This window comes from Nocardia violaceofusca NBRC 14427, assembly GCF_963869435.1.
In the GTDB taxonomy this organism is placed as follows: domain Bacteria; phylum Actinomycetota; class Actinomycetes; order Mycobacteriales; family Mycobacteriaceae; genus Nocardia; species Nocardia aobensis.
In genome coordinates this window covers 322,472-338,528 of sequence record NZ_CAWMPM010000013.1, presented here as the reverse complement: position 1 = coordinate 338,528, position 16,057 = coordinate 322,472, and the positions used below count along the sequence as shown (strand labels likewise).

16 protein-coding genes are annotated in these 16,057 nt (G+C 68.6%); 3 read left to right on the top strand and 13 right to left on the bottom strand.

What is annotated here, in order from left to right; all coding sequences use genetic code 11:
• Positions 1-73: 73 nt before the first annotated feature.
• From AC5592_RS13500 to AC5592_RS13475, 6 genes are all read right to left on the bottom strand, one after another.
• The gene (locus AC5592_RS13500; protein WP_063064353.1) at positions 74-646 is read right to left on the bottom strand and encodes an adenine phosphoribosyltransferase; all 573 of its coding nucleotides are present in this window, start codon (positions 644-646) and stop codon (positions 74-76) included.
• Positions 647-681: 35 nt separating this feature from the next.
• Complete coding sequence (locus AC5592_RS13495) at positions 682-2,418, bottom strand: ABC transporter substrate-binding protein (RefSeq protein ID WP_063064352.1); 1,737 nt, start codon at positions 2,416-2,418, stop codon at positions 682-684.
• A complete protein-coding gene (secF, locus tag AC5592_RS13490; RefSeq protein ID WP_063064351.1) occupies positions 2,418-3,620 on the bottom strand; it encodes a protein translocase subunit SecF in 1,203 nt (400 codons plus the stop codon). Before secF ends, AC5592_RS13495 begins: the two co-directional genes overlap by 1 nt.
• Positions 3,617-5,449 carry a protein translocase subunit SecD gene (gene secD, locus AC5592_RS13485; RefSeq protein ID WP_063064350.1) on the bottom strand — a complete coding sequence of 611 codons (1,833 nt, stop codon included), beginning with the start codon at positions 5,447-5,449 and terminating at the stop codon, positions 3,617-3,619. The genes secF and secD overlap by 4 nt, the downstream gene beginning before the upstream one ends.
• Before the next feature lie 137 nt (positions 5,450-5,586).
• Positions 5,587-6,045 carry a preprotein translocase subunit YajC gene (gene yajC / locus AC5592_RS13480; RefSeq protein WP_063920298.1) on the bottom strand — a complete coding sequence of 153 codons (459 nt, stop codon included), beginning with the start codon at positions 6,043-6,045 and terminating at the stop codon, positions 5,587-5,589.
• Positions 6,046-6,182: 137 nt separating this feature from the next.
• Positions 6,183-7,676: a flavin-containing monooxygenase gene (locus tag AC5592_RS13475; RefSeq protein WP_063064349.1), complete on the bottom strand. Its 1,494-nt coding sequence runs from the start codon at positions 7,674-7,676 to the stop codon at positions 6,183-6,185.
• 70 nt (positions 7,677-7,746) lie between these two features.
• Between AC5592_RS13475 and AC5592_RS13470 the strand changes: the two genes are divergently transcribed.
• On the top strand, positions 7,747-8,388 hold the full coding sequence (locus AC5592_RS13470; protein WP_371507208.1) for a TetR/AcrR family transcriptional regulator: 642 nt from the start codon (positions 7,747-7,749) through the stop codon (positions 8,386-8,388).
• 13 nt (positions 8,389-8,401) lie between these two features.
• Positions 8,402-8,926: a DivIVA domain-containing protein gene (locus AC5592_RS13465; RefSeq protein WP_063920305.1), complete on the top strand. Its 525-nt coding sequence runs from the start codon at positions 8,402-8,404 to the stop codon at positions 8,924-8,926.
• Between the two features lie 28 nt (positions 8,927-8,954).
• On the opposite strand, the gene ruvB is transcribed toward AC5592_RS13465, so the two are convergent.
• From ruvB to AC5592_RS13445, 4 genes are all read right to left on the bottom strand, one after another.
• The gene (ruvB, locus tag AC5592_RS13460; protein ID WP_063064347.1) at positions 8,955-10,073 is read right to left on the bottom strand and encodes a Holliday junction branch migration DNA helicase RuvB; all 1,119 of its coding nucleotides are present in this window, start codon (positions 10,071-10,073) and stop codon (positions 8,955-8,957) included.
• Between the two features lie 5 nt (positions 10,074-10,078).
• Positions 10,079-10,684, bottom strand: a complete 606-nt coding sequence (gene ruvA / locus AC5592_RS13455) for a Holliday junction branch migration protein RuvA (protein ID WP_036502860.1) — start codon at positions 10,682-10,684, stop codon at positions 10,079-10,081.
• On the bottom strand, positions 10,681-11,250 hold the full coding sequence (ruvC, locus tag AC5592_RS13450) for a crossover junction endodeoxyribonuclease RuvC (protein WP_030513910.1): 570 nt from the start codon (positions 11,248-11,250) through the stop codon (positions 10,681-10,683). The genes ruvA and ruvC overlap by 4 nt, the downstream gene beginning before the upstream one ends.
• 123 nt (positions 11,251-11,373) lie before the next feature.
• Complete coding sequence (locus AC5592_RS13445; RefSeq protein WP_063064346.1) at positions 11,374-11,892, bottom strand: O-acetyl-ADP-ribose deacetylase; 519 nt, start codon at positions 11,890-11,892, stop codon at positions 11,374-11,376.
• Positions 11,893-12,030: 138 nt separating this feature from the next.
• On the opposite strand from AC5592_RS13445, the gene AC5592_RS13440 reads away from it, so the two are divergent.
• Positions 12,031-13,515 carry an alpha/beta hydrolase gene (locus AC5592_RS13440; RefSeq protein ID WP_371507207.1) on the top strand — a complete coding sequence of 495 codons (1,485 nt, stop codon included), beginning with the start codon at positions 12,031-12,033 and terminating at the stop codon, positions 13,513-13,515.
• A gap of 52 nt (positions 13,516-13,567) precedes the next feature.
• On the opposite strand, the gene AC5592_RS13435 is transcribed toward AC5592_RS13440, so the two are convergent.
• From AC5592_RS13435 to AC5592_RS13425, 3 genes are all read right to left on the bottom strand, one after another.
• Positions 13,568-14,320: a YebC/PmpR family DNA-binding transcriptional regulator gene (locus AC5592_RS13435; protein WP_036502880.1), complete on the bottom strand. Its 753-nt coding sequence runs from the start codon at positions 14,318-14,320 to the stop codon at positions 13,568-13,570.
• A gap of 76 nt (positions 14,321-14,396) precedes the next feature.
• On the bottom strand, positions 14,397-15,104 hold the full coding sequence (pdxT, locus tag AC5592_RS13430; protein WP_063920297.1) for a pyridoxal 5'-phosphate synthase glutaminase subunit PdxT: 708 nt from the start codon (positions 15,102-15,104) through the stop codon (positions 14,397-14,399).
• Between the two features lie 67 nt (positions 15,105-15,171).
• Positions 15,172-15,990 (bottom strand): acyl-CoA thioesterase, encoded by an 819-nt coding sequence (locus AC5592_RS13425; RefSeq protein WP_036502884.1) that lies wholly within the window; start codon positions 15,988-15,990, stop codon positions 15,172-15,174.
• Positions 15,991-16,057 lie beyond the last annotated feature (67 nt).

Here is a 16,057-nt window from a genome sequence, read left to right as displayed (position 1 = left end):
GGTCGTTCATCCGGGTCCCTTGCCGCGCGTCAGCATAACGATCCCCGCGCGCGCCCTACAACCGACACGCGACTCACACCCGCACGATCGAGGTCAGCGCATAGTCGCCCTGGCGAGCACGCCCGCCGAGTTCGCCGATCTCGAGTACCACCGCGGCCGCGGCCACCTGCGCCCCGCCGGTGCGGAACAGTTCCGCGGCGGCGGCCAGCGTGCCACCGGTGGCGAGAACGTCGTCGAGCAGCAACACCTTGCGGCCGGTGAGTTCGATGCCGTCGGCCGGAATCTCCAATGCGGCGGAGCCGTATTCGAGGGTGTACTCGCGGGAGAGCACCGGCGGCGGCAGTTTGCCGCCCTTGCGCACCGCCACCACACCGGTCCCGAGCAGCGCCGCCACACCGGCGCCCAGCAGGAATCCGCGCGCGTCCACCCCGGCCACCAGATCGGCGTCGGGAGCACAGGCGGCCAGGCATTCGATCACCGCGTGGAAGCCCTCGGCGTCGGCGAACACCGGGGTCAGGTCCGCGAAACGCACACCAGGGGTGGGGAAATCGTCGTGCCAGCGCGTCAGGCGCCCGACCACCTCGGCGGTCCGCGCGACCTTCTCCTCCGCGGTTTCGGCCGTTTCCACCATCGTGTGCTTACTCATCTACACCCGCTCCCTCATCCAGCGTCCGAGAACGCTCACCGCCGCAACACCCAGCGGTCCATATTCCAGCCCGCACCGGCCTTGGTGGGGCTCGCGACCCCGTTCTCCAGGCCCTTCCCGAACGCGACGGTCCGAGGCGTGTTGAACAGCGGGATCGACGGCATCTCGTTCCACAGCAGATTCTCGGCCTCGGTGTCGAGACTCAACACCGCCACCGAATTGTCGTCCGCCGCAAGCTGATCCGCGATCGCATCGTAACGCCCGTTGCCGAAGCGCCCGAAATTCACGCCCTGACCGGTGCGCAGCGCCGCGGTCGCCTCGATCCCCGGCAGCGAACCGGCCGGGCCCACGGCCGCCGCGGTGCCGCCGAGTACGGCGTCCACTTTGCCGGCGCCCAGTTCCGCGGGCGTGAAGTCCGCCGCACCGGCGTCGACGACGGTCACACCCGCCGCCTTGCAGGCATCGCCGATCATCGCGACGGTGCGGGCACGGCGGTCGTCGGGGCTGCGATAGCCGATGCGGATCGTGGGGTTGGCCACCCCGGCTGCCGCGAGAGCCCGCTGCGCACCCGGCGCGTCGCCCGCGCGATATTTGTCCGCCGGTCCCGTGATCGCCGGGTAGTACACCGAATCTGCTTGTACCGTGCGGGAATTGAGAGGCCCGGAGCCCAGGCCGGATTTGTCGTCGAAACCCGGATGCCCGAGTGTGTCGAACAACGCCTGCCGCGGGACACACAGCGCGAACCCGCGCCGGGCGTCGGCGGAGGCGAAGACACCCGCGGTGGACAGCACCAGCTGCTCGGCGCCGCGGCCCGGTTCCTGATTCACCGAGAACTTGTTCAAGCTCAGGTCTTTCACCGAGCCCGCCCCGATGTCGACCACCTCGACGGAGTTGTCGGAGATCCTCTTCTTCAGATCGGCGTTCTTGGGCCACACCACGACGCGGGGCGTGGCCGGCTTGTTGCCCCACCACTTCTCGTTCTTCACCAGCACCAAACCGTCGCCGCCGCTGTAGGACTCGATGCGGTACGGCCCCGAGGACGGCAGCAGGTCGGCGTTGATGTCACCGGACTTCAGATTCCAGCCGGTGTTCCAGAACTGCGCCAGCCGATCGAGTGCGGCCTGGTCCCCGGACTGCACCGCCGCCACCACATTCGGCACACCCGCGGCCTTGGCGGCGATGTGCGCCGGCATCAGATCACCGGCGTTGAACAGCGTCTGCCAGGCCAGGAAGTGATGGTCGGGCCGGAACACCACGGTCGCGTCCTTCGAGCCGGGCTGGCATTCGACCCGTTCGATATCGGAATAGCCGGTGGTCGAGGCGGCGTCGAACAGCGGAATCGCGCCACCCGGGCCGGGTTTGGTGAACCGCCCACTGCGCGCGGCCCATTCGAGCACCAGATCGTCACACGAGGTGGGCACCCCGTCGGAGTAGACCGCGTCGCGGTTGAGCCGGTACCGGATGGTCTGCGCCTCGCCGGCCACCTCGTTGGCGGTGCCGACATCGGTGTCGGCGACGGGCTGGCCGTCCGGGCCGGTGTAGAAGAACCCGGTCAGCACGCGGGAGAACAGCGCCGCGGAACCGCCCGCGACACCGGCCGAACTTCCGCCGTTGTAGGTGGCCGGCACCGCGTCGACGGCATATCCGATGGATGGCACCTGGTTCTTGCTCGAACAACCCGCGATCACGCCGGTGACCAGTGCACCGGCCGCGATCACACCGAATGTCCGCCGGAGCGTCCGCCGCACGCGATCCGACCCCCTTCCCCTCATCAGTGGGTTCTCTTGTGCCGCTTCCCGGTGGGCCGGGCACCGGGTCTCGGTGCGGCGGAACCGCTGTCGCGGGTGCGGGTGGCCACCGGCGCACCGGAGGCGCGACGGGCCGGCGTCTCACCCGTGCGGCCGGAATCGCCGGCGGCACGCTTGGCGAGCACCTTGCGGGTGTGCGCGGCCACCGGGCCGAAGCGCTCCTTGATAGACACCAGCAGCGGCACGGCGAAGAAGATCGACGAGTAGGCGCCGACGATCATGCCGACCAGCTGCACCAGCGCGAGATCCTTCAGCGTGCCCACACCGAGCAGCCAGACGGCGATCACCAGCATGCCGACAATGGGCAGAATGCCGATCACCGTGGTGTTGATCGAACGCATCAGCGTCTGATTGGCGGCGAGGTTGGCCTGTTCACCGTAGGTGCGCCGGGTCAGATGCAGGACGCCGCGGGTGTTCTCCTCGACCTTGTCGAACACCACGACGTTGTCGTAGAGCACGTAGCCCAGAATCGTCAGCAGACCGATCACCGCGGCGGGCGTCACCTCGAAGCCGACGATCGAATAGATGCCGGCGGTGACGATCATGTTGAAGAACAGCGAGGCGATCGCGGCGATCGACATGTCGCGTTCGAATCGGATCGCGATGTAGATCATCGTCAACAGGACGAACACCACCAGCGCGATGAGCGCCTTGCGGGTGATCTGCCCACCCCAGGTCTCGCTGATCTCGGTGACGCTGATGACGCTGCGGCTGGCCGTACCGCTGGCATCCTTCGGATGGTACTTCGTGAACAGCGCATCCGCGATCTTGTCCTGCTGCGCGGAATCCAGTGTCTCGGAACGGATCTCGAACGAGGCCGAGGAACCCGAACCGACCTTCTGCACGGTCACCGGACTGTGTCCCAGTGCCTGCGAGTAGGTGTCCTCGACCGAGGTCGTGCTCATACCGCTGGTCGCCGGGATCTGGATCTTCGTACCGCCGGCGAAATCGATGCCGAGGGTGAAGCCGCGCACCGCGATACTCAGCACCGCGATCAGTACCAGCACCGCGGCGATGCCGTAGTACAACTTGCGGCGGCCGACGATCTGGAAGCCGCCGGTGCCGGTGTAGAGGCGTTCGAAGAATCCGTGCTTCGGTGCGTCCGCGGTGGGCAGCGACTCGTCCACGAGTGGTTCCTCCAACACCTGACTGCGATTGTCGCTCATCGTGCCCCCGTCCCTACGAGAGTTCCGGCCGCCTTGCGTTCCCGCGCGACCTGCTGCACCGCGCCCAGACCGTTGACCGACGGCTTCGCCCAGAACGGCGAGCGCGAGGCCAGCATCATCAGCGGCGAGGTCACCAGGTAGAGCACGACCACGTCGAGCACGGTGGTGAGGCCGAGGGTGAACGCGAAGCCCTTCACCTGACCGGCCGCCAGGATGTAGAGCACCACCGAGGCGATGAGGCTGACGGTCTTACCGGAGAGGTTGGTGCGCTGCGCGCGAGCCCAGCCGCGCGGGACGGCCGAGCGGAAACTGCGGCCCTCGCGCATCTCGTCCTTGATGCGTTCGAAGAACACGACGAACGAGTCCGCGGTCATACCGATACCGATGATCAGACCGGCGATACCGGCCAGGTCCAGGGTGAAGTTGATCCACCGGCCGAGCAGCACGATGATGCCGTACACCGCCACACCCGAGGCCACCAGCGAGAACCCGGCGAGGAAGCCGAGCATCCGGTAGTAGAGCAGGCAGTACAGCAGCACCGCGATCAGCCCGATCGCACCGGCGATCAAACCGGCGTGCAGTGAGGCCAGGCCCAGCGTCGCCGACACCGTGGACGCTTCCGACACCTCGAACGACAGCGGCAGCGAACCGTACTTCAGCGAGTTGGCGAGCTCCTTGGCGGTGGAGGCGTTGAACTGACCGGTGATCTGGGTGGTGCCGCCGAGCTGCGGGCCCTGCTGCACGACCGGCGCGCTGATCACCTTCGAGTCGAGGGTGAAGGCCACCTGCTTCTGCAGGTATTCCTTGGTGAGGTCGGCCCAGGCGTCGGCGTTCTTGAACGTCAGATCGACCGCCCACTGCGACTGCTGGTTCAGCGACGAGCTCGCATCCTTGATGTCCTGGCCATCGATGCGCATCGGGGCCAGCAGATACACCTCGTTGCCGTCCGACGAGCAGGTCACCAGCGGCAGCTTCGGATCGTCGTTACCGGCCAGCGGATCGGGCTTGTGGCAGTCCAGCTGCTGGGCCGCCAGCTGCTGGACCTGCGGGTCGGTGCTCTGGCGCAGTGCCCGCGCCGCGTCGATCTCCTGCTTGGCCTGCTGCTGCGGCGTCAGCGCCGGATTCGGCGCTCCCGACTGCGGCGACGGTGCCGGAGTGGGTGCGGGCGTCGTCGGGGCCTGTGCCGGAGCCGGGAAGACCCGGTTCTGCGCGGTCGTGCCCGAGGATTCGCCGGTACCGGACATCTCACCCGAGGAAGCCGTCCCCGAGGCGGTGCCGGATTCGTTCGACGGCTTGGATTCGGTACCCGGCGACGCACCCGGCGTGGGGGCCTGCTGCCCCGCCCCCGGAGCCGGCTCCGGAGTGTTCGCCGGCGGGGTGCCGGGCTGTTCCGCACCGGGTGCGGGCTCGCCACCGGCACCGGTCTGGATCTTGCCGTCGGGCCCCACCGGAAGCGGCTGGCCGACCACCGGGCGGATATAGAGCTTGGCGGTGGTGGCCAGCGACTTCGCCTGCTGCCCGTCGTTGCCGGGCACGGTGATGACCAGGTTGTTGCCGTCGATCACCACCTCGGAACCGGCCACACCGAGGCCGTTGACCCGGGATTCGATGATCTGCTGGGCCTGCTTGAGGCTGTCCTTGCTGGGCTTACCGCCGTCGGGCGTGCGCGGGGTCAGCGTGACCTGGGTTCCGCCCTGCAGGTCGATTCCCAGCTTGGGTTCCGGCGACTTGTCACCGGTGAAGAACACCAACGCGTAGATCACCGCGAGCAGCACGGCGTAGACGCCGAGCAGCCGCAGCGGATGCCCCGTTCCCTTGGAAGGTGGCACAGTACATATCTCCTAGGCGGTGAGGGTGGCGGCCGGAATTGCGGCATGACCTGCGAACATGGAGCACCGGCGGACGCGGGCCCACGGACACGCCGCACCGCCGTCGCGGCGGTGAGCGCTGCGACGGCGGAAGCGGGTCAGTCTTTGCGCAGCCGGGCTGCGGTGTCCTCGACGGATTCCTCCGCACCGGACACCGGGGAGGAACCGTTGGCCGAGCCGCTCGCGGCAGCCGATCCGTTGGTCCCGTTGGTGGCAGCACCCTCCACCGTCGTGCCGGCGATCGCCTCGTCGTCCGACTCGTCCGCGGCGGAATCCGCCTCGGCGGAGTCGGCGGCGTCGCCGGTGGGGCGCACATCGCGGATGGCGGCGCGCAGCCAGGTGGTCACCACATCCTCGGCGATCTCCAGGTCGACGGTCTCCTCGTCGAGGTCGACCACGGTGCCGTAGAGACCGGAGGTGGTGGTGACCTGGTCACCCACCTTCACGTTCTCCTGCATATCGGCGACCTTCTGCGCTTCGCGCTTCTGGCGGCGGACACCGAGAAACATCGGTACGAGCAGAACTACCAGTAGCAGCGGAAACAGCAGGTTCGCCATCGTCGTAGTCGGTCCTAGTTTGGTGGGTTGGATGGGCTGTACCCACACAGTCTGCCAGCAACCTGGAATATCGCCACACCCGCGGTGTGCGCGGCGGGGTGCGCCACACCGGCGCGAACCCCGTCCGCGCCGGTGTCTCAGGCCGCGGGTGCGCCGTAGACGTAGTCGTCGAGCGGGAAGTTCACCGCTTCGCGGTGGGTGGTGACAGTACTGTTCGGGCGCAGCAGCGCGGCCTCGCCGTGCTGGTTGAAGTAGTAGCTGCGGGCGGTCGAGCAATCGCCCGCGTAGAACACCGATGAGCCGAGCTTCTCGGTCACGTAGTCCAGGAATCGCGCGTTGGCCTCTTCGCGCACCTCGAAGACCTGCTCACCGCGCCGCCGGGCCTCACGCAGCAGCCGGTCCATATGCTTCATCTGCGCCTCGATGGTGGTGAAGTAGGACAGACCGCTGTAGGAGTAGGGGCTGTTGAGGCTGAAGAAGTTGGGGAACTTCGGCACCGTGATGCCCTCGTAGGCCTGGAAACGGTTGTCGCGCCAGAACTTTCCGAGATTCACCCCGTCGCGGCCGATGATCTCGACGGCTGGGAAGTTCACATCCCAGAGATTGAATCCGGTCGCCAGGATCAGGGTGTCGATCTCGGTCTTGTGGCCGTCCGCGGTCACGATGCCGTCGGCCTCGACATGGTCGATCGCATTGGTCTCGAGCCGCACGTGCGGCTCGTTGAAGGTCTTGAAGTAGGTGTTGGAGAAGGTGGGCCGCTTGCAGCCGAAGTCGTAGTGCGGGGTCAGCTTCTCCCGCGTCTGCTTGTCGCGCACCTGGGCGCGCAGGTGCGCCTTCGCCAGCAGCGCGGCGCCCTTGTTGCCGAATCTGGCCTGCTTGTAGTGCAGCACGCCGGAGACCATCAGCAGTTCCAGCGCGCCGGTGTTGACCAGCCGGGCCGCCTTCTGGGTCAGCGGCAGCTTCTCGAACAGCTGCTGGACCGGCTTCGGGATGGCGGTGTCGACCTTCGGCACGACCCAGATCGGGGTGCGCTGGAACACGGTCAGTTCCGCGACCTTCTTCGCGGCCTCCGGGACGAGCTGCACGGCGGTGGCGCCGGTGCCGATGACCGCGGCGCGCCGGCCGGTCAGGTCGAAGTCATCCTCCCAGGCGGTGGTGTGGATGATCTTGCCGGCGAAACTGTCGATGCCCGGGAACGGCGGGGTGTAGGGCTGGGACAGGAATCCGGTCGCGGTGAGCAGATAGCGCGCGGTGAGGGTCTCGCCTCCCTCGACCGACACCACCCAGTACGCGTGCTCGGAATCCCAGCGAGCACCGCCGACGACCTGGTTGAACCGCATCCGGCGGCGCAGGTCGTATTTGTCCGCGATGTGCTCGGCGTACTTCTTGAGCTCGGCGCCCGGGGCGAACAGTCGCGACCAGTGCGGATTCGGTTCGAACGAATAGGAGTAGGTCACCGAGGCGATGTCGACCGCCAGGCCCGGGTAGTGGTTGACGTGCCAGGTGCCGCCCAGGCCGTCCTCCCGTTCGAGGATCACGAAATTCTTCAGGCCGAGACGATCCAGCTGGATCCCGGCCCCCATACCGCCGAATCCCGCACCGACCACCACGGCGTCGTATCGAGGTGCCACGCCGAACCTCCCTGTTACCTGACGTATCTGATACGGAATGACACATCATTCCGTTGCGGAACACCGTATCATCGGCTCCGTGCCGAAGCCATCCACACATCTGGAGCGACGCAAGGCCGAACTGCGGCAACAGATCATCGACACCGCCTTCGCCTGCTTCGCCGACAAGGGCTATCACGCCACCGGAATCGCCGATATCGCCATGGCCCTGGGAATCGGGCACGGGACGTTCTATCGCTACTTCGAGAACAAACGCGACATCATCGACCACGTGATCGACGATCTGGCCGCGCGGATCATCGAAGCGCTCGGAACCGAGAACGCGCCCGACGCGGCGACCTCACTCGATGACTACCGGCATCAGCTGGACCGGATCGGGGTGGCGCTGCATCGGATCTTCCTCGAGGACCGGCGGGTCGCGCAGTTGCTGCTGTTCCAGGCGACCGGTATCGATCCGGAATTGACGATGCGGCTCTACGGCTTGCTCGACACCGCCGACGCGCTGACCACCGGATATCTCGAACACGGGGTGGAACTCGGCTATCTGCGGGCCGATCTCGACGCCGCCAATACGGCCAAGGCGGTGACCGGCATGTTGCTGGCGGCCATCGTGCACGGGCTGCGCGATCCCGATCCGGAGTCGACCGCGGGTCTGGCCCAGGCGATTCCGCGACTGTTGATCGACGGGGTGCGCGCCGGCGGAGCGGTGTAGTAACAATGTGCGGGTGACGCCGGAGTATGTGCGAGGGATCCGATTCGGGCGGGCCCCGATCGGGCACCGCGGCTACGACCCCGCCGAGGTCGACGCGTTCTGCGCCGCCCTCGCCGATGCCTTCGCGGGCCGGGCCGCGCTGAGTGCGGCCGCCATTCGCGGGCACGAATTCGGCCTGGCCGCCCCCGGCCGCCGCGACTACGACCGCGACGAGGTGGACGCGTTTCTCGATCGCGCCTGTGTGGAACTGGAATTCGCGCGCTACGGCCCGGCCCGGCCGCAGGTGGCGTGGCCGCCCTCGGCGGAATACGTCTCGCGGCTGCGGTTCTCGGCCCCGCCGCTGGGACGGAGCGGATATGTCGCCGACGAGGTCGACGCGTTCCGGGAGCGCGTGGCGGCAGTGCTGGCACAGACCGCCACGGGATGGGACGTCGCGGCGATCAGGCCCGAATTCGGCACGGCCGGGGCCGGTGTCCGCGCCTATCACTCCGCCGAGGTGGATGCCTTCGTGGATGCGGTCGCGGCGCTGGTGAGTTAGCGCGGCCCTACGACCGGGCCGGACCGGATCAGTCGAACAGGTCGAGCGTGGGCTGGGCTTCGCGGCCCCGGACCTCGATGGATCCGAAGACCAGATCCGGCGGCGGCACCAGGCCCAGATGTTCCCAGGCCGCGGCGGTGGCGACCCGCCCGCGCGGGGTGCGCGCCACCATCCCGGCACGGACCAGGAACGGTTCGCACACCTCCTCGACGGTGGCGGCCTCCTCCCCCACGGCCACCGCCAGCGTCGACACCCCGACCGGTCCGCCGCCGAAGCCGCGGACCAGCGCACCGAGGACCGCGCGGTCGAGCCGGTCCAACCCCAGCGAATCGACGTCGTAGACCGCCAGCGCGGCCTTGGCGATGTCCCGGGTGACCAGGCCGTCGGCCCGCACCTCGGCGTAGTCGCGCACGCGGCGCAACAGCCGGTTGGCGATGCGGGGCGTACCCCGGGAGCGGCCGGCGATCTCGGCCGCCGCGTCGGATTCGATGCGCACCCCGAGGATCGCCGCCGAGCGCTGCAGGATGCGCTGCAGTTCCTCGGGCTCGTAGAAGTCCATATGGCCGGTGAAACCGAAGCGGTCGCGCAGCGGGCCGGTCAGCGCGCCCGAGCGCGTGGTCGCTCCGACCAGGGTGAACGGCGCGATCTCCAGCGGAATCGAGGTCGCTCCCGGTCCCTTGCCGACCACGACGTCGACCCGGAAATCCTCCATCGCCAGATACAGCATCTCCTCGGCCGGGCGGGCCATGCGGTGGATCTCGTCGATGAACAGCACATCGCCCTCGACCAGGTTGCTGAGCATCGCGGCCAGGTCACCCGCGCGTTCCAGGGCAGGACCGGACGTGATGCGCAGTGCGGTACCGAGCTCGCCGGCGATGATCATCGCCATACTGGTCTTGCCCAGTCCAGGCGGGCCGGACAGCAGGACGTGGTCGGGGGTGCCGCCGCGCTGGGTCGCACCGCGCAACACCAGGGCCAGCTGTTCGCGCACCCGGGGCTGGCCGATGAAGTCGTCGAGGGATTTGGGGCGCAGCCCGGCCTCGATGTCACCGTCGGACGTCAGATAGTTCGCGGTAACCGCGGATTCGCCCCCGTCCGCGCCGGTCTCGACATCCTCGGCGCCGGAAGGAAATTCGTCTTCGTGCATCGGCGTCACCGGTTCCGGCCGAGAATCGCCAAGGCGGCTCGCAGCGCCTGCGAGGTCCCGAGCTCGGGTTGTTCTGCGAGGACGCCGTCGACGGCCGGTTCGGCCTGCTTCACCGGGAAGCCGAGACCGATCAACGCCTCCACGACCTGATCACGCACCGGAGTGACGACCGGGGCGGGCGCCGCGCCCGGCGGTGCGGACTGCACGGGAACCAGATTCACCTTGTCGCGCAATTCGACCACCATGCGCTCGGCACCGCGCTTTCCGATTCCCGGCACCCGCGTCAGTGCCGCGACATTGCTCTCCGCCAACGCTTTTCGCAGCGCCTCGGGCTCGAGCACCGCCAGCACCGCCATCGCCAGCCGGGGACCGACACCGGAAACGGTCTGCAGCAGTCCGAACAGATCGCGCGCCTCGGTGTCGGCGAAGCCGTAGAGCGTCATCGAATCCTCGCGCACGATCATCGCGGTGTAGAGGCGGGCCTCGTCGCCGCGGGTGAGACCGGCCAGCGTGGAGGGAGTGGCGTTGAGCCGATAACCGACGCCCGCGGCTTCCAGCACCGCGTGGTCGAGACCGATCTCCAGCACCTCACCGCGCACCGACGCGATCACCTGGTCACCGCCTTTCGTTGCTGGGCAAGCCTTTCGGCGTATCTGCGTCGCGCCTGTTCGGCCTGGGCCTCCGCCTTCGCCATCCGCTCCAGCATCGGCGCCCGCCAGCAGTGGCAGATCGCCAGCGCCAAAGCGTCGGCCGCATCAGCCGGTTTCGGCGCCGTCTGCAAGCCTAGGATGCGGGTCACCATGGCGGTCACCTGAGCCTTGTCCGCGGAGCCGTTGCCGGTCACCGCGGCCTTGACCTGGCTCGGGGTGTGGAAGGCGACCGGGATGCCGCGACGTGCCGCCGCCAATGCGATCACCCCGCCGGCCTGCGCGGTGCCCATCGCGGTGCGGACGTTGTGCTGGGAGAAGACCCGCTCGATCGCGACCGCCTCGGGCCGGTGGGTGTCCATCCAGTGCTCGGCGGCGTCGGCGACGCCGAGCAGCCGCTGCGCGAGGTCCATATCGGCGGGTGTGCGCACCACGTCGACGTCGAGCGCGGTGACCTGCCGCCCCAGCCCGCCCTCGACGATGCTCAGGCCGCACCGGGTGAGCCCGGGGTCGACACCCATCACGCGCACGAAATGCACCCCTGTCGAGTCGCGAACAATTGTTCGAAGTCTAACCGAGAGCCCCGGCACCGGCGGCCACCGACACGGAGCCCGAGCGCGGCTAGCCCGCGTACCGCGGGGTGGCGAACCCGCCTATTCCGATGCGGCCAGCGCGGATTCGAAGATTCGATGCGCGGTCGCGTCGAACAGAACGAAACGGATCTCGGTGGCGCCCGTGCGGACGGCCCGGACGGTGTCGAGGGCGATCCGGGCGCCGTCGTCGAGCGGCCAGCCGTAGACACCGGTGGAAATCGCCGGGAAGGCGATCGTGCGCGCGCCCAATTCTTCTGCGACACGCAGGGATTCGCGATAGCAGGAGGCCAGCAGGCCCGAGCGGTCGTGCTGGGCCGCCCAGACCGGGCCGACGGTGTGGATCACCCAGCGGGCGGGCAGGTTGCCCGCCGTCGTCGCCACGGCCGCGCCGGTGGGCAACCCGTCCGGATAGGTCGTCGCCCGCAACTGCTCGCAGGCGGCCAGGATCTCGGGTCCGCCTCTGCGGTGGATCGCGCCGTCGACACCGCCGCCACCCAGCAACCGGGAGTTGGCGGCATTGACCACGGCGTCCACGTCTTGTTCGGTGATATCCCCGCGCACCAGCACGATCTCGGCCATATGTCCCATTGTGCCCGCGCCGGGCTCACACGGCGGCGGACTACGCCACCTCCCGGCCGTACCGGACTCCGAGCGAGTTCACAGCGTTTCTCGAGGAACGCCACCGACAATTACGCCGTGTTCCCAGCGCCCATGGATGTGCCGACGCCCGCGCCGACCGCCCCCGCCGCGCCCGCGCCCGCCGCCGCCACCGCGGTGGCGCCACCCCCGCCGCCGCAACTGCCCTCGGCGAAACTGAACCCCTACAACGGTTTTCATCACGGCGTCTCGCTGCTGCACGGCTGGCTGCCACTGACCATCGAGATCGTCGCCGCCGTCCTGCTCGTGATCGCGATCGCGCGCTGGGGCCGGCGGTGGTGGCTGATCCGGGTCCCGATCTGTCTCGCGCTCGGTGTGGTGGCCGCCTTCACCGCCCGCACCGTGATGAACAACGAGGGCCTGGCCTCCGATCCCGCTCCGGTGCAGCTGTGGATCTGCGTGGGCGCGGCCGTCGCCGCGATCACCCTGGCGGTCGTCGGCTGGCCGGGTGCGCGCTGGTGGCACCGCACCGCCGCGATCGTCGCGGTGCCGTTCGCGATCGCCAGCTCGGCGGTGGTGCTCAACCAGTGGGTGGGCTACTACCCCAGCGTGCAGTCGGCGTGGAGTGCGCTGACCGCCGGACCGCTACCCCACCAGACCGATCAGGACGAACTCGCCGCGATGCGCGACACCCACCCCGCCCACGGTGTGGTGGTGCCGATCGACACCGGCGACGCCGCCAGCGGATTCAAGCACCGCACCGAATACGTCTACCTGCCGCCGGCCTGGTTCGCGGGGCCCGCGCCGCCCGCCCTGCCGGCCGTGATGATGATCGGCGGCGAATTCAACACCCCCGCCGACTGGCTGCGCAGCGGCCAGATCATGCCCGCCATCGACGCGTTCACCGCCGCGAACAACGGCAGCGCCCCGGTCCTGGTCTTCGTCGACTCCTCGGGCAGCTTCAACAACGACACCGAATGTGTCGACGGCCCGCGCGGCGCCGCCGCCGACCACCTCACGAAAGATGTCGTGCCCTATGTGGATTCGCATTTCGGTGTCCCCGCCGATCCGGCGAAGTGGGCGGTGATCGGCTGGTCGATGGGCGGCACCTGCGCCACCGATCTGACCGTGATGCATCCGGAGCTGTTCCACACCTTCGTCGACATCGCCGGCGATCTCGGCCCGACCTCCGGCACCAGGGAACAGACGATCGCGCGGCTCTACGGCGGCGATGCGGCCGCCTACGACCGCTTCGACCCGTTGACGGTGATGGCGAAGCACGGCCCCTACACCGGTGTCGCCGGTCTGTTCGACGATCTGACACCGCCGCATCGCCAGGATCACACCGGTAAGGACCCCGGCGGCGGCCACTTCCACATGCCGCAGGTCGACGAGAGCCGCATCGGCGTCGGCGGCCAGGACGGCGTCATGGACACCGGCGAGGTGGGCGCCGCCGAGAAACTATGTGGTCAGGGCCGCGCGGTCGGCATCGAGTGCACCATCCACACCACGCCGGGCGGGCACACCTGGCAGTTCGCGGCGGCCGCGTTCACCTCGTCGCTGCCCTGGGTGTCGGCGCGGCTCGGGCTGCCCGTGCACACCTGATACACCGCGGGCCGCCGCCGGAGCATCCGGCAGCGGCCCGCGGCGGTACGGATCAGTCGTCGAGTTCGGCGAGGACCTCGTCGGAGACGTCGACGTTGGTGTACACGTTCTGCACGTCGTCGCTGTCCTCGAGCGCGTCGACGAGTTTGAACACCTTGCGGGCGCCGTCGGCGTCGACCGCGACCGACACCGAGGGCTGGAAGCCGGATTCGGCGGAGTCGTAATCGATTCCGGCTTCCTGCAGCGCGGTGCGCACGGCGATCAGATCGCTGGGATCGCTGATGATCTCGAACGAATCACCGAGGTCGTTGACCTCCTCGGCGCCCGCGTCGAGCACCGCGGTCAGCACGTCGTCCTCGCTGAGCCCGTTCTTCTCCAGCGTGACGACGCCCTTGCGGTGGAACAGGTAGGCCACCGAACCCGGATCTGCCATATTGCCGCCGTTGCGGGTCATGGCCACGCGCACCTCACCGGCGGCGCGATTGCGGTTGTCGGTGAGGCATTCGATCAGCACCGCAACACCATTGGGCCCGTAGCCCTCGTACATGATGGTCTGCCAGTCGGCGCCGCCGGCCTCTTCACCACCGCCGCGTTTGCGGGCGCGCTCGATGTTGTCGTTGGGAACCGACGACTTCTTCGCCTTCTGGATGGCGTCGTAGAGAGTCGGGTTTCCGCCAGGATCACCACCGCCGGTGCGCGCCGCGACCTCGATGTTCTTGATGAGTTTCGCGAACATCTTGCCGCGCTTGGCATCGATCACGGCCTTCTTGTGCTTGGTGGTGGCCCATTTGGAGTGGCCGCTCATTCCCTACTTCCTTCAGGTCGGTGTGCTCGAGGCCCGGGCAGATTCGCGATCTGCGTTCCGGCGATCGCTGTGCAGTCTACTGCCCGGTCCCCCACCGCCCGGCCGGGGTGCACGGCGAACGACAGGTACCGGCACCCACCGCGGCCCGGACCGAGTCGACGAACAGCCGGTGCACGCGCAGATCTCCGGTCACCTCGGGATGGAAGGAGGTCGCGATGACCGAGCCCTGCCGGACCGCGACGATCCGGCCCGCCGCATCCTGCGGGTCACCCACCGACGGGCCCTCGGCGACCACGGTGCCCGGCCGGGGCCGGTGCGGGACCCGGGCCAGCACCTCGACGCCGGCGCCCACGCGTTCCACCCAGGGCGCCCGGATGAACACCGCGCGGATGGGATCGTCGAGGCCGGTGAAGTCGAGATCGGTCTCGAACGAATCGACCTGGCGTCCGAAGGCGTTGCGCCGCACCGTCATATCGATGCCGGACAGCGACTGCGCGTCGGGACGGGTGTCGAGCACCTCCGAGGCCAGCAGGATCATCCCGGCACAGGAGCCGAAGGCCGGCATGCCCGCGCGCAGCCGTGCCCGCAGCGGTTCCAGCAACCCGAACACCTCGAGCAGTTTGCTGATCGCGGTCGATTCGCCGCCCGGCAGCACGAGCGCGTCGACGGATTCCAGTTCCGATTCCCGTCGCACACTCACCGGTTCGGCATCGCACGCGGCCAGCGCGTGGAAGTGCTCACGCACGTCACCCTGCAGTGCCAGCACGCCAATGGTCGGTTTCACGGCACGAGCATACGAGTCGCGCGGCGCGGTCGTGGCCTGCGGCCGTCGTGGTTGTGGCGCCGCTCACCTACCGGCGCAGCTTGCGGATGAGCCCTTCCTGCACGACCTGCGCGACGAATTGTCCGCGCTGGTTGAAGATCCGCCCGCTGGTGAGCGCGCGGCCGTACCCCGCGGACGGGGAGTTCTGGTCGTAGAGCAGCCATTCGTCGGCGCGGAAGGGACGCAGGAACCACATCGCGTGGTCCAGCGACGCGTCCTGGGTCGGCTCGTCGCGGTGGGTGACCTTCGACGAACCGAGCAGGGTCATATCGCTCATGTAGGCGAGGGTGCAGACGTGGAACAGCGGGTCGTCGGGCAGCGGGTGGCGGTAGCGGAACCAGACCTGCTGCTGGGAGGCCAGGCCGTCGCGACGGACGACCGCGTCCTGCGGCACCAGCCGGATGTCCCAGTGCTCCCATTCCCGCATCAGCCACAGCCGCTCCGGGCTCATCGAGGCGCGTTCGTCCGGAATGTCTTGCGGCAGTGGGACTTCCGGCATCACATCCTGATGTTCGGGGCCCTCGTCGCCAACGTGGAAGGAGGCCGACATGGTGAAGATCGCCTCGCCGTCCTGGACACCGGTGACCCGGCGGGTGCAGAACGAGCGGCCCTCGCGAATGCGTTCCACCAGGTACACGGTCTGCTCGGCGGGATTGCCGGGGCGCAGGAAGTATCCGTGCAGCGAATGCACCTCGAAGCGTGGTTCCACGGTGCGCACGGCCGAGACCAGCGCCTGCCCGGCAACCTGGCCGCCGAATGTCCGCGCCAGCTGGGACTTGGTGATCGCGCCGCGGAAGATGTCCCGCTCGAGCCGCTCGATCTCCAGTGCCTCTTCGATCGTCGCCATGTACCGTCCTTCCGCCCTGTGCCCCGCTCAGGCTAAGCGATGGCGAACCCGCTCCGGCGAGCGACTC